Source organism: Micromonospora chaiyaphumensis, from assembly GCF_900091435.1.
Lineage (GTDB): Bacteria > Actinomycetota > Actinomycetes > Mycobacteriales > Micromonosporaceae > Micromonospora > Micromonospora chaiyaphumensis.
Window position 1 is genome coordinate 119,166 of record NZ_FMCS01000012.1, and the last position, 26,236, is coordinate 145,401.

26 protein-coding genes and 2 pseudogenes are annotated in these 26,236 nt (G+C 74.7%); 12 read left to right on the forward strand and 16 right to left on the reverse strand.

Going from position 1 to position 26,236, the window contains the following annotated elements:
* Positions 1 to 127 precede the first annotated feature (127 nt).
* The 3 genes from GA0070214_RS27295 to GA0070214_RS27305 form a co-directional block, all read right to left on the reverse strand.
* Positions 128 to 1,861 (reverse strand): DEAD/DEAH box helicase, encoded by a 1,734-nt coding sequence (locus tag GA0070214_RS27295; RefSeq protein WP_091269378.1) that lies wholly within the window; start codon positions 1,859 to 1,861, stop codon positions 128 to 130.
* 180 nt (positions 1,862 to 2,041) lie between these two features.
* Positions 2,042 to 2,692, reverse strand: coding sequence for a trimeric intracellular cation channel family protein (locus tag GA0070214_RS27300; RefSeq protein WP_091269379.1), 651 nt, complete (start codon positions 2,690 to 2,692; stop codon positions 2,042 to 2,044).
* 40 nt (positions 2,693 to 2,732) lie between these two features.
* Positions 2,733 to 2,951, reverse strand: a complete 219-nt coding sequence (locus GA0070214_RS27305) for a DUF3039 domain-containing protein (RefSeq protein WP_030502976.1) — start codon at positions 2,949 to 2,951, stop codon at positions 2,733 to 2,735.
* Positions 2,952 to 3,039: 88 nt separating this feature from the next.
* On the opposite strand from GA0070214_RS27305, the gene GA0070214_RS27310 reads away from it, so the two are divergent.
* Together GA0070214_RS27310 and GA0070214_RS27315 are read left to right on the forward strand one after the other, a co-directional pair.
* A complete protein-coding gene (locus GA0070214_RS27310) occupies positions 3,040 to 3,975 on the forward strand; it encodes a pseudouridine-5'-phosphate glycosidase (protein ID WP_091269380.1) in 936 nt (311 codons plus the stop codon).
* Positions 3,972 to 4,868 (forward strand): carbohydrate kinase family protein, encoded by an 897-nt coding sequence (locus tag GA0070214_RS27315; RefSeq protein ID WP_091269381.1) that lies wholly within the window; start codon positions 3,972 to 3,974, stop codon positions 4,866 to 4,868. Before GA0070214_RS27310 ends, GA0070214_RS27315 begins: the two co-directional genes overlap by 4 nt.
* Positions 4,869 to 4,906: 38 nt before the next feature.
* On the opposite strand, the gene GA0070214_RS27320 is transcribed toward GA0070214_RS27315, so the two are convergent.
* Positions 4,907 to 5,263: a DUF3099 domain-containing protein gene (locus tag GA0070214_RS27320; RefSeq protein WP_091269448.1), complete on the reverse strand. Its 357-nt coding sequence runs from the start codon at positions 5,261 to 5,263 to the stop codon at positions 4,907 to 4,909.
* A 107-nt stretch (positions 5,264 to 5,370) separates the two neighbouring features.
* Here GA0070214_RS27320 and GA0070214_RS27325 point away from each other — a divergent pair, with 107 nt between their 5' ends.
* Positions 5,371 to 5,682 carry a hypothetical protein gene (locus tag GA0070214_RS27325; RefSeq protein ID WP_244167872.1) on the forward strand — a complete coding sequence of 104 codons (312 nt, stop codon included), beginning with the start codon at positions 5,371 to 5,373 and terminating at the stop codon, positions 5,680 to 5,682.
* Positions 5,672 to 5,983: a hypothetical protein gene (locus GA0070214_RS27330; RefSeq protein ID WP_091269383.1), complete on the forward strand. Its 312-nt coding sequence runs from the start codon at positions 5,672 to 5,674 to the stop codon at positions 5,981 to 5,983. Before GA0070214_RS27325 ends, GA0070214_RS27330 begins: the two co-directional genes overlap by 11 nt.
* Before the next feature lie 3 nt (positions 5,984 to 5,986).
* Here the strand turns inward: GA0070214_RS27330 and GA0070214_RS27335 are convergent, their stop codons facing one another.
* The 4 genes and pseudogenes from GA0070214_RS27335 to GA0070214_RS27350 form a co-directional block, all read right to left on the reverse strand.
* A complete protein-coding gene (locus GA0070214_RS27335) occupies positions 5,987 to 7,219 on the reverse strand; it encodes a low temperature requirement protein A (protein WP_091269384.1) in 1,233 nt (410 codons plus the stop codon).
* 76 nt (positions 7,220 to 7,295) lie between these two features.
* Complete coding sequence (locus GA0070214_RS27340; protein WP_091269385.1) at positions 7,296 to 8,495, reverse strand: low temperature requirement protein A; 1,200 nt, start codon at positions 8,493 to 8,495, stop codon at positions 7,296 to 7,298.
* Between the two features lie 62 nt (positions 8,496 to 8,557).
* Positions 8,558 to 9,142 (reverse strand): HhH-GPD-type base excision DNA repair protein, encoded by a 585-nt coding sequence (locus GA0070214_RS27345; protein ID WP_091269386.1) that lies wholly within the window; start codon positions 9,140 to 9,142, stop codon positions 8,558 to 8,560.
* A 92-nt stretch (positions 9,143 to 9,234) separates the two neighbouring features.
* Positions 9,235 to 10,449 (reverse strand): annotated as a pseudogene (locus tag GA0070214_RS27350) (S8 family peptidase); the annotation flags it as partial.
* 185 nt (positions 10,450 to 10,634) lie between these two features.
* Between GA0070214_RS27350 and GA0070214_RS27355 the strand changes: the two are divergent.
* Together GA0070214_RS27355 and dtd are read left to right on the forward strand one after the other, a co-directional pair.
* Entirely contained in the window at positions 10,635 to 12,119 is a 1,485-nt protein-coding gene (locus GA0070214_RS27355; RefSeq protein WP_208602930.1) for a DUF7782 domain-containing protein, read from the forward strand.
* A complete protein-coding gene (dtd, locus tag GA0070214_RS27360) occupies positions 12,119 to 12,541 on the forward strand; it encodes a D-aminoacyl-tRNA deacylase (RefSeq protein WP_091269388.1) in 423 nt (140 codons plus the stop codon). Before GA0070214_RS27355 ends, dtd begins: the two co-directional genes overlap by 1 nt.
* A 13-nt stretch (positions 12,542 to 12,554) precedes the next feature.
* Here dtd and GA0070214_RS27365 read toward each other — a convergent pair whose 3' ends face one another.
* Positions 12,555 to 13,343, reverse strand: a complete 789-nt coding sequence (locus GA0070214_RS27365) for a sporulation protein (protein WP_091269450.1) — start codon at positions 13,341 to 13,343, stop codon at positions 12,555 to 12,557.
* Positions 13,344 to 13,569: 226 nt separating this feature from the next.
* Here GA0070214_RS27365 and sigB point away from each other — a divergent pair, with 226 nt between their 5' ends.
* Together sigB and GA0070214_RS27375 are read left to right on the forward strand one after the other, a co-directional pair.
* On the forward strand, positions 13,570 to 14,556 hold the full coding sequence (sigB, locus tag GA0070214_RS27370; RefSeq protein WP_091269389.1) for an RNA polymerase sigma factor SigB: 987 nt from the start codon (positions 13,570 to 13,572) through the stop codon (positions 14,554 to 14,556).
* 83 nt (positions 14,557 to 14,639) lie between these two features.
* Positions 14,640 to 15,047 carry a VOC family protein gene (locus GA0070214_RS27375; protein WP_091269390.1) on the forward strand — a complete coding sequence of 136 codons (408 nt, stop codon included), beginning with the start codon at positions 14,640 to 14,642 and terminating at the stop codon, positions 15,045 to 15,047.
* Positions 15,048 to 15,050: 3 nt separating this feature from the next.
* Here the strand turns inward: GA0070214_RS27375 and GA0070214_RS27380 are convergent, their stop codons facing one another.
* The 3 genes and pseudogenes from GA0070214_RS27380 to GA0070214_RS27390 all read right to left on the reverse strand — a co-directional run.
* On the reverse strand, positions 15,051 to 17,606 hold the full coding sequence (locus GA0070214_RS27380; protein WP_091269451.1) for a bifunctional acetate--CoA ligase family protein/GNAT family N-acetyltransferase: 2,556 nt from the start codon (positions 17,604 to 17,606) through the stop codon (positions 15,051 to 15,053).
* A gap of 25 nt (positions 17,607 to 17,631) precedes the next feature.
* Positions 17,632 to 18,813 (reverse strand): acetoin utilization protein AcuC, encoded by a 1,182-nt coding sequence (locus tag GA0070214_RS27385; protein WP_091269391.1) that lies wholly within the window; start codon positions 18,811 to 18,813, stop codon positions 17,632 to 17,634.
* A gap of 40 nt (positions 18,814 to 18,853) precedes the next feature.
* Positions 18,854 to 19,718: pseudogene (locus GA0070214_RS27390) on the reverse strand (sulfurtransferase); the annotation flags it as partial.
* A gap of 98 nt (positions 19,719 to 19,816) precedes the next feature.
* On the opposite strand from GA0070214_RS27390, the gene GA0070214_RS27395 reads away from it, so the two are divergent.
* The gene (locus GA0070214_RS27395) at positions 19,817 to 20,503 is read left to right on the forward strand and encodes an iron-dependent transcriptional repressor DtxR (RefSeq protein ID WP_091269393.1); all 687 of its coding nucleotides are present in this window, start codon (positions 19,817 to 19,819) and stop codon (positions 20,501 to 20,503) included.
* 21 nt (positions 20,504 to 20,524) lie between these two features.
* Here the strand turns inward: GA0070214_RS27395 and GA0070214_RS27400 are convergent, their stop codons facing one another.
* The 4 genes from GA0070214_RS27400 to GA0070214_RS27415 all read right to left on the reverse strand — a co-directional run bounded on the left by GA0070214_RS27400 (position 20,525) and on the right by GA0070214_RS27415 (position 23,052).
* Positions 20,525 to 21,073: a hypothetical protein gene (locus tag GA0070214_RS27400; protein WP_091269394.1), complete on the reverse strand. Its 549-nt coding sequence runs from the start codon at positions 21,071 to 21,073 to the stop codon at positions 20,525 to 20,527.
* A gap of 86 nt (positions 21,074 to 21,159) precedes the next feature.
* Complete coding sequence (locus tag GA0070214_RS27405) at positions 21,160 to 21,402, reverse strand: DUF5522 domain-containing protein (protein WP_091269395.1); 243 nt, start codon at positions 21,400 to 21,402, stop codon at positions 21,160 to 21,162.
* 34 nt (positions 21,403 to 21,436) lie between these two features.
* Positions 21,437 to 22,414 (reverse strand): asparaginase, encoded by a 978-nt coding sequence (locus GA0070214_RS27410; protein WP_091269396.1) that lies wholly within the window; start codon positions 22,412 to 22,414, stop codon positions 21,437 to 21,439.
* Positions 22,411 to 23,052 (reverse strand): class I SAM-dependent DNA methyltransferase, encoded by a 642-nt coding sequence (locus GA0070214_RS27415; protein ID WP_091269397.1) that lies wholly within the window; start codon positions 23,050 to 23,052, stop codon positions 22,411 to 22,413. Before GA0070214_RS27415 ends, GA0070214_RS27410 begins: the two co-directional genes overlap by 4 nt.
* Positions 23,053 to 23,167: 115 nt before the next feature.
* On the opposite strand from GA0070214_RS27415, the gene GA0070214_RS27420 reads away from it, so the two are divergent.
* The 3 genes from GA0070214_RS27420 to GA0070214_RS27430 all read left to right on the forward strand — a co-directional run bounded on the left by GA0070214_RS27420 (position 23,168) and on the right by GA0070214_RS27430 (position 26,114).
* A complete protein-coding gene (locus GA0070214_RS27420) occupies positions 23,168 to 24,424 on the forward strand; it encodes an MFS transporter (protein ID WP_167364340.1) in 1,257 nt (418 codons plus the stop codon).
* 95 nt (positions 24,425 to 24,519) lie between these two features.
* Positions 24,520 to 24,861: a YciI family protein gene (locus tag GA0070214_RS27425; RefSeq protein WP_091269399.1), complete on the forward strand. Its 342-nt coding sequence runs from the start codon at positions 24,520 to 24,522 to the stop codon at positions 24,859 to 24,861.
* Between the two features lie 65 nt (positions 24,862 to 24,926).
* Positions 24,927 to 26,114 carry an RNA polymerase sigma factor gene (locus GA0070214_RS27430; protein WP_091269452.1) on the forward strand — a complete coding sequence of 396 codons (1,188 nt, stop codon included), beginning with the start codon at positions 24,927 to 24,929 and terminating at the stop codon, positions 26,112 to 26,114.
* The last annotated feature ends 122 nt before the right edge of the window (positions 26,115 to 26,236 follow it).

A 26,236-nucleotide genomic window follows, 5' to 3' on the forward strand; every position in this document is an offset into this window, starting at 1 on the left:
CCGCCTCGCCCCGTCGATCATGAAGTTGGCGGCAGTTTCAGAGATCCACATCGCCGCTAACCTCATGATCACCCGGACCGGGTGAGGGGGCCGGGGGGGCCGGGGGGCCGGGGGCCGGGGGGGTGGTTTAGAGGGTTTGGACCGTGGCGATGCGTTCTTCCAGTTGTTCGATCGTCGCCTGGGCGCTCGGGGGGCCGCCGCAGAGGCGGCGCAGCTCGGCGTGGATCTTGCCGTGGGGCTGGCCGGTGCGGTGGTGCCGGGCGGCCACCAGGGCGTTCAGCTGCCGCCGGAGGGCCACCCGACGCTGGGCCGCACTCATCGGCGGCGGGGCCGCCGACGGGGCCGCAGCGGCCGGCTCAGCGGTCCGCTGGGCGGCCCTGCGCCGCTGCGCGGCGAGCTGCTCGGCCTGTCGCTTGGTGAGCAGCATGGAGACCTGGTCGGCGGTGAGCAGCCCGGGCAGGCCGAGGTATTCCTCCTCCTCCGGGGTGCCCGCCTGGGCGGCGGTGCCGAACGACGCGCCGTCGAAGATCACCTGGTCCAGCTCGGCGGTCGCGGAGAGCGCGGCGAAGCGCTTCTCCAGCTCGCCGCTGGCCTGGTCGTCCCGCTGGGCACGCTCCAGCAGGTCGTCGTCGAAGCCGTCGGAGTCCTTGGGCTTGCCGAGCACGTGGTCCCGCTCGGCCTCCATCTCGCTGGCCAGGCCCAGCAGGTGCGGCACGCTGGGCAGGAAGACCGAGGCCGTCTCGCCGGGCCGGCGGGCCCGGACGAACCGGCCGATCGCCTGCGCGAAGTAGAGCGGGGTGCTGGCGCTGGTCGCGTAGACGCCGACGGCCAGCCGGGGGATGTCGACGCCCTCGGACACCATCCGCACCGCGACGAGCCATCGTTGCTCGGAGGCCGCGAACGTCGCGATCCGCGCGGAGGCGCCCTGGTCGTCGGAGAGCACCACGGCGGCCTTCTCACCGGTCACCTGCTCCAGCAGCTTGGCGTAGGAGCGGGCCACCTGCTGGTCGCTGGCGATCACGAGGCCGCCGGCGTCGGGCATGCCGTTGGCGCGCAGCACGGTCAGCCGGGCGTCGGCGGCCCGCAGCACCTGCGGCATCCAGTCGCCGGCCGGGTCCAGCGCGGTACGCCAGGCCTGCGCGATGAGGTCCTGCGTCATCGGCTCGCCCAGCCGGGCGGCCAGTTCCTCGCCCGCGTTGGTGCGCCACCGGGTCTCCCCCGAGTACGCCAGGAAGAGCACCGGCCGGACCACGCCCTCGCGCAGCGCGTCGGAGTAGCCGTAGACCGAGTCGGCGCGGGAGCGGAGCAGCCCGTCCCCGCCCCGCTCGTAGCTGACGAACGGGATCGGGTTGTCGTCGGAGCGGAACGGCGTGCCGGTGAGCATCAGCCGGCGTACGGCGGGTTCGAAGGCCGCCTTGACGCCGTCGCCCCAGGTGCGGGAGTCACCGGCGTGGTGGATCTCGTCGAGGATGACCAGGGTGCGCCGGGTCATGGTGCGCCGCCGGTGCACCTGCGGCGCCATGCCCACCTGGGCGTAGGTGACGACCGCGCCGTGGAAGTCGGCCGCGGAGTGCAGGTCGGCGTTGCGGAAGGCGGCGTCGAGCTGGATGCCGACCCGGGCGGCGGACTCGGCCCACTGGGTCTTCAGGTGCTCGGTCGGGGCGACCACGGTGACCGCCTCGACGGTGCCGTCGTTCAGCAGCTCGGCGGCGATCCGGAGGGCGAAGGTGGTCTTGCCGGCGCCGGGCGTGGCGACCGCCGTGAAGTCCTCGGTGCGGCGGCGCAGGTACTCCACCATCGCCTTGCGTTGCCAGGCACGCAGGGGTGGGAACGTGTCGAGCGCCGGCAACCGCGGTGCCACGCGTAGCTCCTCTCCGACCGCACGACGGCGGACCCCGGCCGAGGGCCACGGGTGCCGCCGCCCATGAAAACGCCCTCGCGCATCCGGTGCCGCGAAGGCCGACTCAGCATAACCAGCGGGGGCGTTCCGCCCCACTCGACGCCACGCTGGTCACATCCGCCCACCCCGCCGCGCGACGGCTCAGAGCTGCGGTCCCCGGGCGCCGGTGCGCGGCGGCCGCAGCGCCGGCACCGGGGCGGACCAGCGCCGCCGCAGGGACACCAGGCGCAGCGCGAAGACGAAGACGGCCGCGGCGGTCAGCGGCACCGCGGTCGCCGCCCCGTACGCCGACAGCAGCGCCACGGCGATCGAGCCGGCGAGCGCGGCCACGGCGTAGATCTCCCGGCGCAGCACCACGGGGATCTCGCCGGTGAGCAGGTCGCGGCCCAGCCCGCCGCCGATCGCCGTGAGCATGCCGATCATGCAGGCGCCGACGGCCGGCACGTGGGCGTCGAGGGCCTTGAGCGTGCCGGTGACGGTGAACAGGGCGAGACCGGCCGCGTCGAGCACCAGCACGGTGGTGCGCAGCCGGGCGAACTGGGGATGGAGCCAGAAGATGGCGGCGGCGGTGACCGCCGCGGTGACCGCGTACCGCCAGTCGCCGAAGGCCAGCGGGGGCACCTCGTCGATGACCAGGTCGCGGAAGATCCCGCCGCCGAGGGCGGCCACGACGCCGACGAAGACCACCCCGAAGAGATCGAGCCGTTTGGCCACCGCCGCGGAGGCGCCGGAGGCCGCGAAGACGGCCACGCCGGTGAGGTCGGCGAGGAGCAGGGCGGTGGAGGTGGTCACCGCCGCAGGTTACGCGGGCGGCCGGATCGGCCGCCCGGGATCACTCGGCGTACGAGTCGTAGATCTCCTTGCACTTGGGGCAGACCGGGGAACCCGGCTTGGCCGCCTTGGTGACCGGGAACGTCTCGCCGCACAGGGCCACCACGAAGGTGCCCATGACGGCACTCTCCGCGATCTTCTCCTTGCGGACGTAGTGGAACATCTCCGGGCCGGTGTCGGCGTCCTTCAGCTCGGGACGCTCGAGAACCTCTGTACTCACGACTACACCTCCAACGGTCCAGTTTTGCAGGTCGATCCGGCCCGGTCCACCTGGGCCCGCGCCGGAAGCGGCCCGTACCGTAGCCGAAGTGACCAACTTTCACATCAGTCTCGGCACCGAGGTGGCCGGCGCCCTGCGCGACGGGCGCCCGGTCGTCGCCCTGGAGAGCACCATCGTCTCGCACGGCCTGCCCCGGCCGGACAATCTTCACGTCGCGCGCCAGATCGAGCAGGCGGTACGGGACGCGGGGGCCGTCCCGGCCACCATCGGGATGGTCGCCGGTGAGCTGATCGTGGGGCTGGACGACGCCCAGCTCACCCGCCTCGCCACCGTCGACGGGGTGAGCAAGCTCTCGGTGCGCGACCTCGCCGTGGCGGCGGCGACCGGCGCCGACGGCGCCACCACGGTGGCGGCGACCAGTGCGGTGGCCGCGGCGGCGGGAATCGGGGTCTTCGCCACCGGCGGGCTCGGCGGGGTGCACCGGGAGGCGGCGCAGACCTTCGACGAGTCGGCCGACCTGGTCACCCTGGCCCGGACCCCGATCGCCGTGGTCTGCGCCGGCGTGAAGTCGATCCTCGACGTGGGCGCCACCGTGGAACGGCTGGAGACCCTCGGGGTCAGCGTGGTGGGCTACCGCACCCGCCGCTTCCCCGGGTTCTACCTGACCGACGCCGGCTTCGACCTGGACTGGTCGGTGGAGTCGCCGGAGCAGGCGGCCGACGTGCTGACCGCCCGCCGGGAGCAGGGCGTGCACCGGGGCGGGCTGATCGTGGCGAACCCGCTGCCGGTCGACGAGCAGCTCGACCCGGCGCTGCACGACCGCACCCTGGCCGCAGGCCTGGAGATGCTGGCCCGCGACGGGGTGACCGGCAAGGCCGTGACCCCGTTCCTGCTGGCTCACTTCCACTCCGCCACCGAGGGCGCCAGCCTGGCCGTGAACGTGCGGATCATCCTGCGCAACGCCGACCTGGCGGCGCGGATCGCGGTCGCCGCGGCGGCCCGCCGCACCGTCACCTCGGCATGAGCCCCGAGCCGCGCATCGTCGTCGTCGGCGACGTGATCACCGACGTGCTCGCGGTGCTCTCCGGCCCCCTCGCCACCGGCTCGGACACCGCGGCCGGGATCCGGTTCAGCGGCGGCGGCCAGGCGGCGAACACCGCGGCCTGGCTCGCCGGCCAGGGGGCGGCCGTCACGCTGGTCGCCGCGGTCGGCGATGACGAGACGGGCCGCGAGCGGGTCGCCGAACTGGAGCGGGTCGGGGTGACCTGCGCGGTGGAGCGCCACGAGGGCTACCCGACGGGCAGCGTCATCGTGCTCACCCACGACGGGGAGCGCACCATGGTCAGCCAGCGCGGGGCGAACCTGCGGCTGACCACCGGGCACGTCGACCGGGCCGTCGCGGCGGCGGCCGACGCCGGGCACCTGCACCTGTCCGCGTACACCCTGCTGGACGTCGGGTCGCGCGGCGCGGGCCTGCGCGCGCTGGCCGCCGCCCGCGAGCGCGGGCTCACCACCAGCGTCGACGCGGCCTCCGCGGCGCCGCTGCGGCGGGTCGGCACGGCGTTCCTGACCTGGGTACGCGACGTCGACCTGCTGCTGGTCAACACGGACGAGGCGACGGTGCTGGCCGGCGGGCTGGACCCGGCGGCGCAGGCGCGGGCGCTGACCTCGGTGGCCCGGCGGGTGGTGGTGAAGCGGGGGGCGGCCGGCGCGGTCTGGGTGGACCGGACCGGGCTGGTCGAGACGGCCCCGGCGCCCGGAGTGGCCGTGGTGGACGTGACCGGGGCGGGCGACGCCTTCGCCGCCGGCCTGCTCACCGCCTGGCTGGCCGGCGCGGACCCGCGCACGGCGCTGGCCCGGGCCGGCGACCTCGGCGCCCTGGCGGTCACCACCGTCGGCGCCCGCCCCCAGCCCTGAAACGGCGGACCGGTCCGGGCGGCTGCCGCCCGGGCCGGTCAGGGCTCGGCGTCGATGACCTTGTGGGGGCGCTCCTCGGCGGACAGCGCCATGGGCGGGGTCTCGTCGCGGTGGCGGGGCTGGAACTTCCCGGCCAGGCGGTGCTGCTCCTTGGGCGGGCGGTCGTTGGCCAGCAGCACGGCGAGCCACGGGATGAGCACCATCCCGAGACCGCAGAGCGGCAGCCAGAGCCAGAGCAGCGGCGCCTTGACGCCCATCAGAACCGCACCGATCACCAGGCACACGACCCGGATTCCCATCATCAGCACGTAGCGCTTCTGCCGGCTGGTGAGCTGGTCGTCCTGGCTGCGCGAGGCGTCGGTGATCAGGATCGGCTGATACGCCTGACGCTTCACCACGGACCTCCTCGAGGGGATTACGACTCATCCTGTCACCCCTGACGGATGATCGGCGAAAATCGTGACAAGGCAGTCGCGTGTTACGCACGTGGTACGCTCGCCTCGTGGGCAACCGGTTCAGCTTCTCCGACGAGGCGTTGGCCAACCTGCGGGTCTACGACGTCACGCCCGGGGAAGTCTGGGAGGCCCTGCACAGCACACGGCGGGTCATCCGGCACCTCGGGGACGACGTCATGGTGGTCTACGCGACCGACCACCGGGGGCGGCGCCTCGCGGTGCTGCTGGCCGAGGCCGACGGCACCGACAACGACTGGGACATCCTCTCCGCCCGCGAACTGAGCGACGTCGAGGCCAAGCGCTACGACGACGCGGTGCGGAGGTCACGCCGACGAGGAGGCGGTCACGATGCACCGTAACGAGGCGACGAAGCGGTTCCACGACGGCGGCGACGCGCTCGCCGACCTGATCGACGAGACGCAGCCCGCGGAGCTGCCCACCCCCGACACCGACGTGCCCATGGTCAGCCGCTCGGTGCGCCTCCCGCTGGATACGTACGAGCGGGTCCGGGCGGCCGCCGAGACGCGCGGCATCGGGGTGACCACCCTCATGCGCCAGTGGATCGAGGCCGGTCTGGCCGACCTCGACGACTCGGCCACCGTCTCCCTGGCCGACGTGCGCCGGGCCCTGGCCGCGCTGTCCCGCCCCACCGCCGCCTGAGCGTCAGGCCTCCGGGCCGCTGCTCTCCGGCCCCGTCCGCCCCAGCGGGGAGGCCGACATCTCCCGTGGGCGACCCCGGCTGCGCCGCGCGTCCAGCAGCGCCACCACGGCCAGCACGGCGGCCACCAGCCACAGGGCCCGCACGGCGGGACCGTGCGCCAGCAGCGGCACGAGCAGGAGCAGCACGCCGGCGCCGAGGATCCGGGGCAGCGAGACGCGCCCGAAGATCTCGTACTCGAAGCGGGCCCGGCCGGCCAGGAAGATCAGCGGACCACCCACCACGAAGAGCAGCAGGCTCGGGTCGGACCGGTGGAACGGCTCGGCGATGACCACCTCGTAGCCGACCGCCGCCGTGAGCACGCCGAGCACGATGACCAGGTGGGTGATCGTGGCCGACGTGCCGAGCCGGCCCGGCACGGGCGCCAGCCGCAGCGCCTCGGCCAGCAGGTGCCCGGCCCGGTGGAAGTAGATCCGCCAGAGCAGCGCGGTGGTGACGAAGGCGACCACGAAGGCGCCCGCGCCCTCGCCGGAGAACTTCTCGCCGCTGTAGGTGACCCCGATGACCAGGATGGACTCGCCCAGCGAGATGAGGAAGATCTGCTGGTAGCGCTCGGCCAGGTGCTCGCCGGCGATCCGCCAGCCGAGGATCGGCGAGGAGCCGAGCCGGGGCAGCGGCCAGCCGGTGAACAGGGCGGCGTAGTCGACGATCAGCGCGAGCGCCCAGAGCGGCAGGCGCGTGTCGTCCGGGCCCAGCGCCCCGGCCAGCCAGAGCGGCGCGGTCGCCGCCGCCCAGGCAGCCAGCCGGAGCGGGACCAGCCGCCGTGGGTGGCCGTGCAGCGCGGCGGCGATCACCAGGGGCCGGCCGAGCATCACGGCCAGGTACGCGAGGGCGAACGGCAGCGCCCGCTCCTCCAGGGCCCGCGGCAGCGCCACCCCCATCACCAGGCTCGCGAACATGGTGCCGACCACCACGGCCTGGATGACGGTCTGCTCCGGCTCGTAGCGGCTGGTCACCCAGACGGTGATCGTCCAGACCAGCCACAGGACCAGGAAGAGCAGCACGGTACGGCCGACCGCGGCGGCCAGCGTCCAACCGGTGGCGGGCAGGCTGTTGATCAGCCGCTGGGAGACCCGGGTCAGCGCGAAGACGAAGACCAGGTCGAAGAAGAGCTCCAGGAAGGTGGCACGTGCGGCGCTCTCCGGCGGGCGCAGCAGCGCCGCACCGCGTTCGTCCACCGTGTCACCCCCGTCCGCCGTCCTGGCTCCCAACGACCGGGCCGCCGCGCCGGTTGCGTGCCCCGGTGGCGGCGGCTCACATGGGCGAGGCGGGGCGCTCCGGCGGGCGGCCCCGCGCCCGCAGCGCGTCGGCGACGGCCATCCCGGTCAGCACCACCGTGACGCCGACCGCGATGCCGAGCAGCGGCAGCCGGCTCAGCAGCGGCACGCCGAGCACCAGGAGCAGCAGGCCGATCGCGCGGGACCAGGAGACCCGGCCGAACACCTCGTACTCGAAGCGGGCGCGGCCGACCACGAAGAGCGCCGGGCCCCCGACGATGGCCGCCACCCGCACCGCGTCGGCGTGTCCCCCGGGCTCGGCGATGGCCACCTCGTAGCCGACCGCCGTGGTGACGATGCCGGCGATCATCGTCAGGTGGGTCCAGGTGGCCGACTGGCCGAGCCGGGCCGGTTGCCGGGCCTCGGCCACCGCCTCGACCAGCACCGAGCCGGCCCGGTGGAAGTAGATCCGCCAGAGCAGCACGGTGGTGGCGAAGGCGTCCACGAGGGCGATCCAGCGCAGCAGCGTGAAGTCGCTGCCGCTGAACCCGACGCCGGCCACGAAGATCATCTCGCCGAGGGCGATGATGATGAACTGCTGGTACCGCTCGGCCAGGTGCTCGCCGGTCACCGTCCACGCCGTGGCCGCCGCCCGGCCCAGCCGCGGCACCGGCCAGCCGGTGACCACGCCCACGTAGTCGATCACCAGGGCCAGCGCCCAGCAGAGCAGCCGCGCGTCCTCCCCGACCAGGCCACCCCCGATCCAGAGCACGGCCGAGACGGCCGACCAGACAAGGATCCGGCTGGACAGGTGCCGCTGGAAGTGCCGGCGCAGCGCCACGGTCAGGTAGAGCGAGCGGCCGAGCTGGATGGCGACGTACCCGGCGGCGAAGCTCAACCCGTGCGGGCCGTACGCGGCCGGCACCGACACGGCCATCACGAGGCTGCCGAACATGGACCCGATCATCACGGCCTGGATGGGTGGCTGCTCGGGGTCGTAGTGGCTGGTGGCCCAGGCGGTCAGCGACCAGACCATCCAGAGCGCGAGCAGCAGCACCAGGGTCTGCGTCAGCTCCAGCGGCAGGCGACCGCCGCCCGCCGCCACGTCGTCGATCAGGCGCTGCGAGACCCGGGTGAAGGCGAAGACGAAGACGACGTCGAGGAAGAGCTCCAGGAAGGTCGCGCGGTGGCTGCCCCCGCCGCCGCGCAGGAGTTCCGCCCCCCGCTCGTCCGTCATCACCCGCCCGTCGCCGCCGCCTTGACGATCATGACAACGAGCCAGGGCGGGCCCGGGTTGCGTCAGCCCTTGGCGGCCTTCGCCTCCGCCTTCATCCGCTGCTTGAACTCCCGGACCCGCCGCAGCGACTCGGGATCGGTCACGTCGGCCACCGACCGGTACGCGTCCGCGTCGCCGTAGCCGCCGGCCGCCTCGCGCCAGCCGTCCGGGGTGATCCCGAACCGCTTGCCGAGCAGGGCCACGAAGATCTGCGCCTTCTGCCGGCCGAAGCCGGGCAGCTCGCCGACCCGGCGCAGCAGGTCCCGACCGTCGGCCGCCTCGGACCAGAGCCGGGCCGGGTCGCCGTCGTAGCGCTCGACCAGGGCCCGGCAGACCTCCTGCACCCGGGCCGCCATGGCCTTGGGGAACCGGTGCAGGGCCGGCGGCGTGGCGAACAGCTCGACGAGGGCCTCCGGGGAGTATTCGGCCAGCTCCCGGGCGTCCGGCTCGTGGCCGAGCCGCTGGGCCAGCACGTACGGGGAGGAGAAGGCCTTCTCCATCGGCACCTGCCGGTCCAGCACCATGCCGAGGAGCAGCGCCAGCGGGCTGCGCGCCAGGAGCTCGTTGGCCTGCGGGTCGATGGGCAGCGAGAGCGTCATGCCCTCCATCCTGCCGCGCCCGCCGCCGCCCGTGTGCGCGACACGGCCCGGTGGACCGGGGTGGGGTCCACCGGGCCGTGCGGCCGCGATCGTCAGTTGACGACGAAGAGCAGCCGGTTCGGCGAGCCGGAGCCGGGGTTGGTCACCTTGCCGGTGGTGGCGTTGCTGGTCAGGTAGCTGGTCACCTGCGCCGGGCTGTACGACGGGTTGGCGCCGAGCACCAGCGCCGCCGCGCCGGCCACGTGCGGCGAGGCCATCGAGGTGCCGCTCAGCGTGCTGCTGGCCGTGTCGCTGGTCCGGTACGCGGAGACGATGCTCGACCCGGGGGCGAAGATGTCCACGCAGGAGCCGTAGTTGGAGAAGGACGAGCGCGCGTCGCTGCTCGTGGTGGAGCCGACGGTGATCGCGGCGGCGGCCCGCGCCGGCGAGGAGTTGCAGGCGTTGGCGGTGGAGTTGCCGGCCGCGACCGCGTACGTGACGCCGGAGTTCACCGAGTTGGTCACCGCGTTGTCGATCGAGCTGCTGGCGCCGCCGCCGAGGCTCATGTTGGCCACGGCCGGCTTCACGGCGTTCGAGGTGACCCAGTTGATGCCGCTCACCACGCCGGTGGTGCTGCCGCTGCCGGAGCAGTTGAGCACCTTCACGGCGATCAGGCGGACGCCCTTGGCCACGCCGTACCGGGTGCCGCCGACCGTGCCGGCCACGTGGGTGCCGTGGCCGTTGCAGTCGGTGTTGTTGGAGTCGACGGTGTTGGTGCCCCAGGAGGCCCGGCCACCGAAGTCGGTGTGCGTGGTCCGGATGCCGGTGTCGATGATGTACGCCCGGACGTTCGAGGCCGTGTTCGGGTAGGTGTAGCTGGCGTTCAGCGGCAGGTTGCGCTGGTCGATCCGGTCCAGGCCCCAGGACGGCGGGTTGGTCTGGGTGGCCTGCGTCGTCACCACCCGGTCCTGCTCGACGTAGGCGACGGCCGGGTCGGCGGCCAGCCGGCGGGCCTGGGCGGGGCTCAGCTTCGCGCTGTAGCCGGTGAGGGCGGCGCTCCACACCGTGCCGACGCTGCCGCCGTAGCGCCTGGCCAGGCCGGCGGCGCGGTCCGGCACGGCGGTGCGGGCGGCGAGGCTGTTCGCGGCGCCGACGGCGTCGTCCTTCAGCACCACGAGGTAGCTGCCGCTGATGGCGTCGGGGGCGGAGGCGTAGCGGACGTCGCCGGTCGGTGCGGCGAGGGCGGGGGTGGAGGCGGCGGCGGTGAGGGCCGCGGCGGCGGCCGTGACGGCGAGCGCGCGCAGCGCGCGCCGCCGGGGAACGGACACGTCGGACATCGTCTGGCTCCCTACCGGGCGCGCCCGGGCTCTCGGTCACCGGGGACGCCCATCGGCGGATGTTGGGGCAGATGGTAGCCATACATCGATGGACATGAAAGAGATAACGGCCGATACCCTGAGCTGGTGGTATGGATCTGCCGGGTGCCGGCCGCACGCCCTCCACGGCGAGGCAGGATGACGACGTGGACCGTCACGACATGCTGCTCTCCCCCGCCGGGGTCGACGCGCTGCGCACCGCACTGACCCGGGCCGGTTTCACCGCCAACGGATTCGCCGACCGGCTCGGGCCGCAGGCCACCGGGGCGGTGGCCCGCAACGACTTCCGCGCCGCGCTGCGCGCCACCGAGGACCGCGACCCGCTCGCCACGCTGATCCGGGTCTACATCTGCGACCAGACCGAGCCGGAGCCGGCCGTGGCCGCCGCGCTCGCCCCGTTGACCGTCGAGGAGGCCCTGGCCGGGGGCCTGGTCGAGCGGCACGGTGACGGGCTGCGCGCCGGCGTCGACCTGGAGCCGTACGGCGACGACTGGTTCGTGCTCGCCGACGTGCCGGCCAGCGCCCGGCCCGGCCGCCCGCTGCACGCCGAGCACGTGCTGGGCATCGGCGGTGCCACCCAGACGCTGATCGGCGCGACCGTCCGCCGGCCCGTGGAGACCGCGCTGGACCTGGGCACCGGCTCGGGCGTCCAGGCCCTGCACCTGTCCACCCACGCCCGCCGGGTCACCGCCACCGACGTCTCCGAGCGGGCGCTGCGCTTCGCCGCCACCACCGCCGCCCTCAACGGGCAGGACTGGGAACTGCTCCGCGGCGATCTGGTCGCCCCGGTGGCCGGCCGCCGGTTCGACCTGGTGGTCAGCAACCCGCCGTTCGTGGTCGGTCCCGGCACCACCACGCACGTCTACCGGGACTCCGGCCGGGTCGGCGACGCGATCGGCGCCGAACTGGCCGCCGCCGCCCCGCACCTGCTCACCGAGGGCGGGACGATGCAGTACCTGGCCAACTGGGTGCACGTCACCGGCGAGGACTGGGCCGAGCGGGTGACCGGCTGGTTCGCCGGCACCGGGCTGGACGCCTGGGTCATCCAGCGCGAGGTGGCCGACCCCATGGCGTACGTGAACCTCTGGGTCACCGACGTCGGCGAGACGGCCGACCCGCAGCGGATGGCGGCCTGGCTGGACTGGTTCGACGCGCACAAGGTGGAGGCCGTCGGGTTCGGCATCGTCTCGCTGCGCCGGGCCGGCCACGACGAACCGGTCGTCCGGGTCGAGGACCTGCGCCAGCGGGTCGAGCCGCCGCTGGGCGACCGCGTCGGCGAGTGGTTCGACCGGCAGGACTGGCTGCGCGCCCGGGACACCGACGGGCTGCTCGCCGCCCGCTACCGGGCCGCCGACGGGCTCCAGCTGCGCCAGGAGGCCACCATGGGCGCCGACGGCTGGGCGGTGGACCGGCAGGTCCTCGCCATGCCGCACGGGCTGCGCTGGTCCGAGGAGATCGACCCGCTGGTGCTCGCCCTGGTCGGCGGCGCGGACGGCCGGCTGCCGCTGCGCGACCAGCTCGCCCTGCTGGCCGCCGCGCACGACGTCGCGCCGGACGAGCTGGCCGAGGCGGCCGGACCCATCGTGGCGCACCTCGTGGAGCGGGGCCTGGTCGAGCCGGTGGCGGACTGATGCGCGCGGTGGTGCAGACGGTGGGCCGGGCGGCCGTGACGGTCGACGGCGAGGTGGTCGGTGCGATCGCGGACGGGCTGCTGGTGCTGCTCGGCGTGACCCACACCGACACCCCGGAGGTGGCGGCCACCATGGCCCGCAAGGTCCACGAACTGCGCATCCTGGACGACGAGCGCAGCGCCGCCGACACCGCCGCGCCGATCCTCGTGGTCAGCCAGTTCACCCTCTACGGCGACGCCCGCAAGGGCAGACGGCCGAGCTGGACCGCGGCGGCCCCGGCGGAGGTCGCCGAACCGCTGGTCGACGCCGTCGTCGACGCGTTGCGCGCCCGGGGGGCCAAGGTGGAGACCGGCCGCTTCCGCACCCACATGCTCGTGGAGAGCGTCAACGTCGGCCCCCGAACCCTCCTCCTGGACCTCTGACCCGCGCTGGCCGTCAGAAGAAGAGGCCGCGGCGGGACAGTGACTGCCGCAGCCAGCCGTCGAGCTGGGCGGTCCAGTCGGTACGGTCGGCCGTGGCGTGGTCGACCGTGAAGCGGCCGAAGGCGTCGTGGCCCTCGGTGAACAGCCCGCCGCGCTTGTCCAGCTCCAGCACCACGTGCATCTGGTGCGGGTCGGTGACGAAGGTGAGTTCGAGCTGGTTCATGGCCCGCGCGTACTGCGGCGCCGGGTGGAACTCGATCTCCTGGTAGAACGGCAGGCTCTGCCGCAGGCCGTAGATGTGGCCGCGCTCGACGTCGGCCCGGGCGAACCGGAAACCCAGTCGCAGCAAGGCCTCCAGCAGCCGTTCCTGGGCGGGCAGCGGGTGCACGGCCACCGCGTCCAGGTCGCCCTTGTCGACCGCCCGGGCCACCTCCAGCTCGGTGCGCAGGCCCATGGTCATCCCGTGCAGGTGCTGGCCGTACAGGTCGGTGAGCGGGGTCTCCCAGGGCACCTGGAAGCGGAACGGCACCTCGTAGCGCTGCCCCGGGTCCAGCCGGAACGCGCCGGTCACCTGGGCCCGGCCGAACTCCTGCGTGGTGTCGTACTCCGAGTCGCCGCTCTCCACCTCGACCCGGGTCACCAGGCCCAGCGCGACATAGCTCACGTCCACCGGGTGGTCCCCGCCGACCACCTGGATCCGGCCCTCCACCTGCCCGCCGGGGCGGCAGTTCGGGTTGGCCAGCACCGTCTCCACCGACGGTCCACCCACACCCATCGCCTGCATGAGCCGCTTGAAGACCACCACGTCCTCCGATCGCCTGTGCGTCACCGGGCCCGCTTGGCCGGCCGCTGGCACGGTAACCGGGGCCGGCAAGGCACAGCCGGCGTTCCGCCCGGATTGCTGTCGGGTCCCCGATCGCCTCACTCCCGTTTCACGCCCCGCCCGCCAAGCTGTTCATCACCGGCACCACCGCGTCGGCGGACGACACGGAACCGGTACGGCACGACGGACACGGGGAGAAATCGAGATGGCCCAGCAGATGATCGAGCACCAGGACATGGACGTCACCCTGACCGACCTGGACGCCACTGACGAGCGCGGCGTCTCCACGGACCTGGTCCGGGCGTACCTGAACGGCATCGGCCGCACCAAGCTGCTCACGGCGGCCCAGGAGGTCGAGCTGAGCAAGCGGATCGAGGCCGGCCTCTTCGCCGAGGAGAAGCTCTCCACCTGCACCCCGGTCTCCGCCGAGCTGCGCGCCGACCTGGAGCTGGTCGCGGCCGAGGGCCGCGCCGCCAAGGACCACCTGCTGGAGGCGAACCTGCGGCTCGTGGTGAGCATCGCGAAGCGCTACACCGGCCGTGGCATGGCGTTCCTCGACCTCATCCAGGAGGGCAACCTCGGCCTGATCCGCGCGGTCGAGAAGTTCGACTACACCAAGGGCTACAAGTTCTCCACCTACGCCACCTGGTGGATCCGCCAGGCCATCACCCGCGCCATGGCCGACCAGGCCCGCACCATCCGCATCCCGGTGCACATGGTCGAGCAGGTCAACCGGATGGTCCGGGTGCGCCGCGAGCTGGCGGTGACGCTGGGCCGGGAGCCCACCGTCGCCGAGGTGGCCACCGCGCTGGAGATCCCGGAGTTCCAGGTGATCGAGCTGATCTCGTACGACCGGGAGCCGGTGAGCCTGGACCAGACCGTCGGCGAGGACGGCGAGAGCGCGCTGGGCGACTTCGTGGCCGCGGTGGACCCCAACGCGGACCCCGGTGACACCGCCGGTGACGGCGAGCTCCGCAACGAGGTACGCATCGTGCTGGCCACCCTCTCCCAGCGGGAGCAGGCGGTGATCCGGCTGCGGTTCGGCCTGGACGACGGCCGGCAGCGCACCCTCGACGAGGTGGGCCGCGAGTTCGGGCTGTCCCGGGAGCGGATCCGGCAGATCGAGAAGGTGACGCTGCTCAAGCTGCGCGACCCGGAGCGGGCCAACCGGCTGGAGGCGTACGCCTGCTGATCCTGAGCGATCCGACAGGCCCCGGCGGCGCGCCGGGGCCTGTCGCGCTTGAAGCGGCGGCCCGCGGCGGTCACCCTGAGGCGATGAACTGGACACTCGAAGTGGTGGTGGTGCCGGTCTCCGACGTGGACCGGGCCAAGGAGTTCTACGCCGACCGGCTCGGCTTCGCCGTCGACCACGACACCGACCTGGGGGGCGTCGGACGGGTCGTCCAGCTCACGCCCCGGGGCTCCGGGTGCTCGATCGTCCTCGGCCGGGGCGTCGTGCCCGAGATGCCGCCCGGCTCGCTGAAGGGGCTGCAACTGGTCGTGCCCGATCTGGAGAAGGCCCGTGCCGAGCTGGTCGAGCGGGGCGTCGAGGTCAGCGAGATCCAGGTGATCGGGCAGAACCCGCGCCCGGTCCCGCACCCGCTGGACAACGTCGGCTTCGTCTTCCTCACCGACCCGGACGGCAACGCCTGGGCGGTGCAGCAGATCTCCGGGCGGGGCTGAGCCTCACAGCCGGCGCGGGCCGGTGTCGGGGCGGGGCGCCTCGGCGCCGGTGCGGACGGTGGCGTGCAGCACCGAGATGCCGTCCGGCCGGGCCAGCACCGGGTTGAGGGTGAGCGACCGGACCCGGGGCTGCTCGTCGGCGAGCCGCCCGACCCGCAGCAGCAGGTCGACCAGGGCGGCCCGGTCCACCGGCGCGGCGCCCCGGTGGCCACGCAGCAGCGGCGCGGCCCGGGGCTCGTCGACCAGTTCGGCGGCGTCCCGGTCGGTCAGCGGCACCGCCCGCCAGGCCCGGTCGCCGAGCAGTTCGGTGGCCACACCGCCCAGGCCGAAGCCGACCACCGGCCCGAACGCCGGGTCCTCCACCAGCTCCACGACGCAGGCCACCCCGGGCGGGACCATCGGCTGGACCAGCACGTCCGCGCCGAAGACCGGGGCCGTCTCGGCGTACGCCCGGCGCAGCGCGGCGGCGTCGGCCAGGTCGAGCCGGACCGCGCCCAGGTCGAGGCGGTGCCGCAGCCCGGGGGCGGCCGCCTTGAGCGCGACGGGCCAGCCGAGCCGCTCGGCCGCCGCCACCGCCTCATCGGCCGAGCCCGCCGGGGCCGACTCGACCACGTCGATCCCGTACGCCCGCAGCAGACCCGCCGGATCCGCGCCGTCGGGGCGCAGCGCGGCCTGCCCGGCCGCCCGGTCCACGCGGTCCAGCTCGGGCAGCACGCCGGGCGGGCGGCGCAGCCAGTCGGCGTAGGAGGTGACCCGGGCCAGGCCCCGGACGGCCTCCTCCACGCTCGGGTACGCGGGCACTCCGGTGGGCACCCGGCCGGCGAGGAAGGTGGCCACCACCGGCTTGCCGGTGGTCCGCGCGTCGGGCAGGGCGGCCGTGAAATCGGCCTCGGGGTCGGTGAGCTGGCCGGGCAGCGGCGGGGCGAAGACCGCCACCACGGCGTCCACCCGCTCGTCGGCGGCGGACGCGGCCAGCGCGGCGGCGTACGCCGCGGCGGTGGCCCGGGGGCCCACGTCGTGCGGGTAGCCGTCGGCCACCGTGAGGCCCTGGGCCGCGCAGGCGGTGGCGGCCAGCCCGGTCAGCGCCGAGGAGTTGCCGACCACGGCGACCCGGCGGCCGGCCGGCAGCGGCTGGTGGGCCAGGAGCACGCCGACGTCGAGCAGTTCCGCGACGGTGTCCACCCGGATCACCCCGGACTGGGCGAAGAGCGCGCTGACCGCCGCGGCGTCCAGGGCCGGCGCGTCGCCGACCCCCGGCGGGCGGGCCAGCGAGGCCAGCGCCACCACGGGCTTGCTCCGGCCGATCCGCCGGGCCAGCCGGGCGAACTTGCGGGGGTTGCCGAACGTCTCCAGGTAGAGCGTGATGACGTCGGTGCCCGGGTCGTCCTGCCAGTACTGGAGCAGGTCGTTGCCGGACACGTCGGCGCGGTTGCCGGCGGAGACGAAGCTGGACAGGCCGAGCCCGCGCCGGGACGCCTCGGCGAGCAGGGCCACCCCGAACGCGCCGGACTGGCTGAAGACGCCTACCCGCCCGGGGGCGGGCAGCACCGGGGCGAGGGTGGCGTTGAGGCGTACCGCTGGGTCGGTGTTGGCCACGCCCAGGCAGTTGGGACCGACCACCCGCATGCCGGCCAGGTGGGCGGCGCGGACCAGGGCGCGCTGCGCGGCGGCCCCCGCCGGGCCGGACTCGGCGAACCCGGCGGAGATCACCACCAGCCCGTGCGCGCCGGCCTTCGCGGCGTCGGCCACCACCTCCGTCACCGCCTCCGGGGCGACGGCCACCACGGCCAGGTCGACGTCCGCGCCGGCGTCGGCCGCCGACGGGTACGCGGGCAGCCCGGCCACGGTCGCCGCGGTCGGGTGCACGGGGACGATCGCGCCGGTGAACCCGGTGTCGCGCAGGTGCCCGAGCAGGGCCGCGCCGACACCCTGGCCGGTGGTGCTCGCGCCGTAGACGGCGATGCCGCGGGGCGCGAGCAGCCGGGCGATCGAGCGGGCCTCGGTGCGGTGCTCCCGGCCGCGCTGCACCTCCAGGGTCGCCTCGGTGGGTGCGATCGGGAAGTTCAGGTGCACCACGCCGTCGGCGTACTGGCGCTGAACCTGGTAGCCGAAGTCGGAGAACACCCGCAGCATGGCCCCGTTGGCCGGGAGCACCTCGGCCACGAAGTGCACGATGCCGTACCGCCGGGCCGCGTCGGCCAGGTGCTCCAGCAGCACCGACCCGATGCCCCGGCCCTGGTACGCGTCCTCCACCACGAAGGCCACCTCGGCCTCGGGCGAGCCGGGGCCGAGCCGCTCGTACCGGCCGACGGCGACGATCCGGTCGCCGGCCAGCACCACGAACGCCTCCCGGTCGCGATGGTCGACGACGACGAACCGCTGGAGGTCCCGCTCCGGGATGCGCGGGTACGGCGAGAAGTAGCGCAGGTAGCGGGTGCGCTCGGAGAAGCGCGCGTGCATGGCCACGATGGCCGCTCCGTCGTCCGGGCGGATCTGCCGCAGCTGGACGGTCGTGCCGTCGCTCAGCAGCACGTCCACCGGTTGCTCGACGGTGGTCACCGGTCGGTCCTCCCCCACCGCCGGATCAGTCGCGCGGGTCGTGCGGGTCGAGCCCGAGCAGCGGGAAGACCGCCTTGCGGGTCGCCGCGACGGCCCGGTCCACGGCGGTCGGCTCGCCACTCGGCTGCCACGGCTCGTGGGACGGGTCGACGTCGTCGGTCATCCGCAGCGGGATCTCGTGCCCGGGGCGCCGCCGCGCCGCCAGGTCCCGCCAGCCCGGCGGGGTGAGCGTGGCCGGGTCGAGCGGCTCACCGGTGGCCACCGCGAGCAGGTGCGTCCAGGCCCGCGGCACCACCTCGACCAGCGCGTACCCGCCGCCGCCGAGGGCCACCCAGCGGCCGTCGCAGAGCTCGTCGGCGAGCCCGCGCAGCGCCCGGTAGGTGGCCCGCTGCCCGTCCACGGAGAGGTGCAGGTCGGCCAGGGGGTCGAGCCGGTGCCCGTCCGCCCCGCACTGGGTGACCAGCACCTGCGGCCGGAACGCCCGCAGCACCGACGGCACGACCGCGTGGAACGCCCGCTGCCAGCCCGGGTCGCCGACCCCCGGCGGCAGTGGCACGTTGACGGCCGAGCCCTCCGCGCCCGGACCGCCGGTCTCGTCGGGGAACCCGGTGCCGGGGAACAGCGCGAGCGGGGTCTCGTGCAGGCTGACGGTGAGCACCCGCGGGTCCCGGTAGAAGATCTCCTGCACCCCGTCGCCGTGGTGCACGTCGACGTCCACGTACGCGATCCGCTCCGCGCCCAGGTCGAGCAGGCGGGCGATGGCCACGGCCGGGTCGTTGTAGACGCAGAAGCCGGAGGCCCGGGCCGGCATGGCGTGGTGCAGCCCGCCGGCCACGTTGACCGCCCGCCGGGCCTCGCCGCGCCAGACCGCCTCGGCGGCCGCCACGCTCGCGCCGGCGATCAGCGCGCTCGACTCGTGCATGCCGTCGAAGACGGGGTTGTCCGACGTGCCGAGGCCGAAGCCGGCGAAGAGCGGGTCCCGGGGTGCGGCCCGGACGGCCTCCAGGTAGCGCGGGTCGTGCACCCGGGTCAGCAGCGCGTCGTCGGCCGGCTCCGGCTTCACGAGCCGGACCCCGGGCCGGTCCAGCACCCCCAGCTCGCGGGCGAGCGCCATGGTCAACTCGACCCGCACCGGGTCGAGGGGATGGTCGCCCATGTCGTACCCGAGCAGGGCCTCGTCCCACACCACCACGGTCTCGTCGGCCATGGGGCCATCGTCGCACGCGGGCTGGGACCGGCCCACCGCACGCAGGGCAGCGGCCCGGGTGGCTATCCGGTGGCGACCGGACGGTCCGGGTCGGCCACCCAGTTGCTCCACGAGCCCACGTACAGGGCGGCGTCCGGGCGGCCGGCCAGGTGCAGCGCCAGGACGGCCTGGGCGGCGGTCACCCCCGAGCCGCAGTACGCGCCGACCGGCGCGCCCGCGGTCACGCCGGCGGCGGCGAACCGCTCGCGCAGCGCCTCGGCGGCGGGGAAGCGCCCCTCGGCGACGTACTCCGGGGCGGGCAGGTTGACCGCGCCCGGGACGTGCCCGGCCACCGGGTCGATCGGCTCGGTCTCGCCCCGGTAGCGCGGGGCGGCCCGCACGTCGAGCAGCACACCGGCGTCGGCGGCGGCCAGCCCGGCGGCCTCCCCCGCGTCCAGCACCGGCAGCTCGCCCGGCGTGACCGTGACGTCCCCGGGGGCGGGCGACGGCGGCTCGGTGGAGACGGGTCCACCGGCCGCGACCCAGGCCGGGAAGCCGCCGTGCAGCACCCGGACCGACCGGTGGCCGGCCCACCGCAGGGTCCACCAGGCGCGGGCGGCCGACATGCCGTCGCCCCCGTCGTACACCACCACGGGGTGGCCGGCCCGGACGCCGGCGGCCCGCAGCGCGGCCTGGAGCGCGGCGGGGTCGGGCAGCGGGTGCCGGCCGGCGGCGCCCGGCCGGCCGCAGAGCTCGGTGTCCAGGTCGACGAAGACGGCGCCGGGCAGGTGACCGGCCAGGTAGTCCTCCCGGCCGGGCGGCCCGGCGAGCCGCCAGCGGACGTCGAGCAGGGTCGGCGGGTCGGCGCGGTCGAGCTCGTCGGCGAGCCGGCCGGGCTCGACCAGGAGGTCTTCGGTTCCGGACATGCGGTCCAGTCAACACCATCCGGGCAGCGACCTCCCGGTTCGGTGTCGGTGGATCGTCGGGGGTCCGGGGTAGCATCGAACGCCGGAGGGACGCTGACGTGAAGCATGACCTGGTCGACACGACCGAGATGTACCTGCGCACCATCCTCGAGCTGGAAGAGGAGGGGGTGCCGCCGCTGCGTGCGCGGATCGCGGAGCGGCTGAAGCAGAGCGGCCCCACCGTCAGTCAGACCGTCGCCCGGATGGAGCGGGACGGCCTGCTCACCGTCGAGGGCGACCGCCACCTGATGCTCACCGCCCTGGGCCGCAGCACGGCGGTGTCGGTCATGCGCAAGCACCGGCTGGCCGAGCTGCTGCTCGTCAACGTGATCGGGATGCCCTACGAGGAGGCCCACGAGGAGGCCTGCCGGTGGGAGCACGTGATGAGCGACGCGGTGGAGAAGCGGGTCTACGACCTGCTCAACCGCCCGACCCGCTCCCCCTACGGCAACCCCATCCCGGGCCTTGAGGAGCTGGGCGACCCGGGCCTGCGCGAGACCGAGACCGCCGAGGGCGAGCGCAACCTGGCGTTCCCGGGCCTCTCCGGGCCGGTCGTGGTGCGGCGGATCTGCGAGAGCGTGCAGACCGACGCCGACGTGCTCCGGCAACTGCACGCGGCGGGCGTCGACCCGGGCGCCACGGTGACGGTGGCCCAGGAACGCGACGGGGTCTCCATCGACCGCTCCGGCGACCGGGTCCGGCTGCCCCGCGAGGTGGCCTCCCGCGTGTTCGTCGCGGCCCACTGACCCGCCCGGCGCGCCCGGCGGTCAGAGCTGCCGGGTGTCGATCACCTTGGCGAGGCTGACCAGCTTGCCGGCCACCTTGTCCGCGTCGGCCGTGGCGGTGCCGCGCGGGCTGGTCCAGCGCAGCGTGGCCAGCCGCCCGTCGCCGGCGAGCCAGCCCACCTCCGCGGCCGGGCCGTTTTTCGCGGTCTTCGGCAGCGTGTGCCGGTAGGCGGCCTTGCCGAGCTTGGTGACCTTCTTCGCGCCCCGGGGCAGCACGTCGAGGGTGAAGCTGGACGTGTCGATCGACGTGTCGGTCACCGTGAGGGTCAACTCGGGCAGCACGGCCCGCTCGGCCCGGACCACGCAGGTGTGAGTGTCACCCCTGTCCATGGCGGCGGCCACGTCGAAGCGGCCGCCGGTGTGCTTGGCGATCACCGCGAAGTCGAGCAGCCGGCACGCCCCGCCGGACGAGGCGGCGGACACCTCGACCGCCTTCGGCTCCGCCGCCGGCACCGCCACCGGCGCGGCCTCCTTGGCGCAGCCGGCGGTCAGCAGTACGGCCGAAGCGGCCAGCCAGGTCCGGGCGCGCACGTGGAGACCTCCGCAGTCGTCGGCGGGTGCCGCCCGCCGGATGTCCGTCGGAAACCGTACGGGTTGCCCCGCTGCGACGGAAGTCCTCAATCGTCCACGTACGGACAGTGCCGGCACCCTCGCCCGCAGCATGTGCCGCGGCGGGCCAGGAAACCGGCGCTGAGCACGAAGAGCCCGGTGGCCGGGTCCAGGTAGCCGGCCTCCCCGGCGGCCAGGGCGGCGGCGTGCGCGGCCAGGATCCGCGCCCGGTCCGGGTGGTCCGGTGACAGCCGCGACGGGTGCGGCTCGGTCAACGGCCGGTCCGCCAGCGGTCGTCGCTCTCCGGTCACCGCGCGAGTCTACGGAGGCCGCCCCGGCGCCGGCTCAGCCGTGCCGGGTGAACGCCTCGGCGACCGCCGCCCGGTCCGCGCCCCCGGCCAGCAGCAGCCGCAGCAGCACCTTGGCCTTGTACGGGTCGAGCAGCCCACCGCAGACCAGCCCGCGCCGCCGCAGGTCGGTCTCCGAGCCGACGGCGCCGTAGGTGTCCCGCAGCACCGGCCCGGCCCCGGTCCGCGAGGCGAGCACCACCGGCATTCGCGCGGCCAGCGCACCCAGCGCCGGGGCGAAAGCGGGCGGCACGTGCCCGACCCCGAAGCCGGCCACCACCAGCCCGTCCAGGCCCGGAGTGAGCGCGTCGAGCAGCGCCGGGTCGTCGTCGAGGGTGACGGTGTGCAGCGCCACCCGGGTGGCGGCGAGCCGGTCCCGGTCCACCGGCGGCAGCGGGGCGTGCCGGGGCGGGCGGGTGAGCAGGCGTACCGCGCCCTCGATGACGTGCCCGAGCGGGCCGGCGTCGGGCGAGGCGAGGGTGGCCGTACTGGTGCTGTGGGTCTTGCGGGCGAAGCGGGCGGCGTGGACCTCGTCGTTGAACGCCACGAGCACCCCGAGGTCCCGCGCGGCCGGCGCGGCGGCCACCCGGGCCGCGGCGAGCAGGTTGGCCGGGCCGTCCGGGCCGGCCAGGGTGGGGTTCCGCATGGCGCCCGTGAACACGAGCGGCTCCGGGTGCGGCCAGAGCAGGTCGGCCAGGAACGCGGTCTCCTCCAGGGTGTCGGTGCCCTGGGTCACCACCACGCCGGTCGCGCCGTCGGCGACCGCCGCGCCGGCGGCGTCCACCAGGTCGAGGACCTGCCGGTACGCCAGCGCGGCGCTGGGCACCGCCTCCACGTCCCGCACGTCGAGCGGGATCTCGCCGAGCCCGGGCACGGCGGCCGTGAGGTCGGCGCCGGTGAGCCTGCTGACCACTCCCCCGGCGCCGGTGCCGGCCATGGCGATCGTGCCGCCGAGGGTGAAGAGCGCGACGGTCACCGGGCGGCCTTCCGGGCGAGGAAGAACGCCTGCGGCCCCCGGTCGAGTTCCTCCGCCTCGCGGACCAGCGTGCCGTGCACGGCCAGCCCGGCCGCCGTGAGCTGCTCCGCGAGCCGGTCCGGCGGCAGCCAGTACACGTCGTAGGAGACGGTGTGGCCGTACGCCTGCTCCAGCCGGATCCGCTCGTCGCCGGCCTTGACCGCGATCAGCAGGTGGCCACCCGGGGCGAGCACCCGGTGGAACTCGGCGAACACCCCGGGCAGCAGGTCCGGCGGCAGGTGGATGATCGAGTACCAGGCCACGAGGCCGGCCAGTGTCGCGTCGGGGATGTCCAGTGCGGTCATCGAGCCGACCTCGAAGCGCAGCTCCGGATAGTTCCGGCGGGCCACCTCGAGCATGCCCGGGGAGAGGTCGACCCCGGAGATGTCGAGCCCGAGACGGCGCAGGTGGGCGGTGATCCGGCCGGTCCCGCAGCCCGCCTCCAGCACCGGCCGGCCAGGGCCGACCAGCTCGGCGAACGCGGCCAGCATCCCGCGGTCGAGCGGGCCCTCCAGCACGTCGGGGATCAGTCGTGCGTAGTCCACGGCGACCGTGTCGTAGGCGGCGCGCGTCTCGGTGAGCCAGGTCGGTTCGATCATGAAAGCCGACCCTAGTCCGCGGCCGGCCCCGGCGGAAATGCCGCGCCGGTCGGCGGTTCGGCGGGATACGGTGCCAGGTCGCACGCCCCGCGACCCCGACGGACAGGCCCGAGCGGTGACCCAGCAACTGACGCCCCCGACGACCGGAACCCGCACCTCCCTGTGGCGGAGCCGGAACTTCCTGCTGCTCTGGAGTGGCCAGACGGTCAGCGAGGTGGGCACCCGGGTCTCCGGGGTGGCCGTGCCGCTGCTGGCCGCTGACGTGCTCGACGCCACCGTCTTCCAGGTCTCCCTGCTCACCGTCCTGGCCTGGCTGCCGTACCTGGTGTTCTCGCTGCCGGCCGGGATGCTGGCCGACCGGGTCGACCAGCGGCGGCTGATGGTCGCGTGCGACCTGGGTCGCGCGGCGCTGCTGCTGTCGGTGCCGGTGGTCGCCCTGGCCGGCCACCTCACCCTGCCCTTCCTGTACGCGGTGGTCGGGCTCTCCGGGGTGCTGACCGTCGCGTTCACCGTGGCGTACCGGAGCCTGCTGCCCGCCCTCGTCCCGCCGGACGATCTGACCTCGGCCAACGCGCGGCTGGAGGTGAGCGAGAACCTGGCCGCCCTGGCCGGGCCGAGCGCGGGCGGCGTGCTCGTCGGCCTGCTCGGCGCGGCCCGCACCTTCGTGGCCGACGCCGCCAGCTTCCTGGCCAGCGCGGTCACGCTGCTGCTGATGCGGCACCGCCCGGCGCCCCGCGCCGGCGGCCGGGTGCCGGTCCGGGCCGCGCTCACCGAGGGGCTCGGGTTCATCCGCCGGCAGCGGATCCTCGCCCTGGTGCTCGCCTGCACCGCGACCTCGAACTTCTTCGTCATGGCCACCCGGTCCATCGAGGTGCCCTACCTGCTGCGCGTGCTGCACGCCACCCCGGCCACCATCGGTCTCCTGTTCAGTCTGGGTTCGGTGGGCGGGCTGCTGGCCGGGGTGCTGGCCGGGCGGGTCACCGCGCTGCTCGGCGGCGCCCGGACCATCTGGGTGTCGATGGCCGTGCCAGGCCCCCTCTACCTGCTCATGCCGCTGGCCCGGCCCGGCTGGGGCGCCCTGCTCTACGCCGTCGGCACGGCGGCGTTCGCGGCCAACGCGGTGCTGTTCAACGTGGCGGCCATGTCCTACCGGCAGCGGGTCACCCCGGCCCGGCTGCTCGGCCGGGTCAACGCCGCGTTCCTGTGGATCTGCTACGGCGCGATCCCGCTCGGCGCCCTGGTCGGCGGCGCCCTCGGCACCCGGCTCGGGCTGCGCCCGGCGCTGCTGGTCTGCGTGCTCGGCATGTGGAGCGCGGCGCTGTTCGTGGTGTTCTCGCCGCTGCGCCGGATGCGGGACTTCGCGACGCCGTGAAAAGAGGCAGGATTTTTCCCGGGCCGCTGTCGAATCCGGCCGCGCCCGTCCGTCGGTGAGGCGGAAGAGGCAAACGACAACCCGAGGAGATCCCGATGGCCCAGTACGCAGTTCTCGTCTACTCGCCCGCCCCGGCCGACCCGATGGACCTGACCCCGGACTACGTGGCCCTGCTGGAGCGCTACGGCGACCAGGTCACCGAGTTGGGCGGGCAGATCCTCACGGGGTTCGCGCTCCAGCCGAGCACCACCGCCACGGCGATCCGCGGCGACCTCGTCACCGACGGCCCGTTCATCGAGGCCAAGGAGGTCGTCGCCGGCTTCTTCGTCCTGGAGGCGCCCGACCTGGACGTGGCCCTGAAGATCGCCAAGCTGAACCCGGCCACCATCGACGGTGGCGTCGAGGTCCGGCCGCTGTTCCAGCCGCCGGCCGAGTGAGCGACGCCGCTACGGTCGCCGCCGAACGCGCCGTGGCGGACGCGCACCGTCGCGAGTGGGCCTTCGTGCTCGCCGCGACGGCGCGCGTCGCCGGCGACCTCGACGTGGCCGAGGAGTGCGTGCAGGACGCCTACCTGGCCGCGCTGGCCGCGTGGGCGCGGGACGGCGTACCCGACAAGCCGGGCGCCTGGCTGACCGCCACCGCGAAGCGCAAGGCGCTCGACGTGCTGCGCCGGGAGAAGGTCTTCCGGACGAAGATGCCCCTGCTCGTCGAACCGGCGGAGGCCGAGATGACGGACGAGCCCGCCGGGGACGCGGTCCCCGACGACCGGCTGCGGCTGGTGTTCACCTGCTGCCACCCGGCGCTGGCCCGGGAGGCCCAGGTGGCCCTGACGCTGCGGCTGGTCTGCGGGGTGGCCACCGGCGACATCGCCCGCGCGTTCCTGGTCAGCGAGACGACCATGGCGGCCCGGGTCACCCGGGCCAAGAAGAAGATCGCCGCGGCCCGGATCCCCTACCGGGTGCCGGAGGCCGCCGAGCTGCCCGAACGGCTCGACGCCGTGCTCACCGTGATCCACCTGCTCTTCACCACCGGGCACACCGCGCCGACCGGGGCCGGCCTGGTCCGTGCCGACCTGGTCGACCGGGCGGTGCACCTGACCCGGATGCTGCTCGCCCTGATGCCGGACGAGCCGGAGGTCCGCGGGCTGCTCGCCCTCCTGCTGCTCACCGACGCTCGCCGGGCCACCCGCACCGACGACTCCGGTCGGCTGCTGGTGCTGGAGGAGCAGGACCGGTCCCGCTGGGACCGGGCGGCCATCGCCGAGGGCAACCACCTGGTCCTGGGCTCGTTCCGCACCGGCCGGGTGGGCCGGTACGCCCTCCAGGCCGCCATCGCCTCGCTGCACGCGGTCGCCCCCGATTACGCCGCCACCGACTGGCCCCAGGTCGTCCGCCTCTACGACGAGTTGCTGAAACGCTGGCCGTCCCCGGTGGTGGCGCTGAACCGGGCGGTGGCGGTGTCCATGGTCGACGGCCCGGCGGCCGCCCTGGCGGACGTGGACCTTCTCGCCGCGGACCCCCACCTGGCCGGCTACCACTACCTGCCGGCCGTCCGCGCCGACCTCCTCCGGCGCCTCGACCGGCCGGCCGAAGCCGCGGACGCCTACCGGACGGCGCTGAACCTGGTCGACAACGAGGCGGAACGGGCCTTCCTCACCGCCCGCCTCACCGAGGTCAGCGAGGCGGGCTGACGGGCCAGCCGCCCCTGCCGGTCCCAACTACGCGCCTGTCGAGTTGAGTCGTTCGTGATGTCGGCTCGTCGCGGCGCCCCGGACGTCGGCACCCCGGACCGCGGCTCGCCGCGACGCCGGTG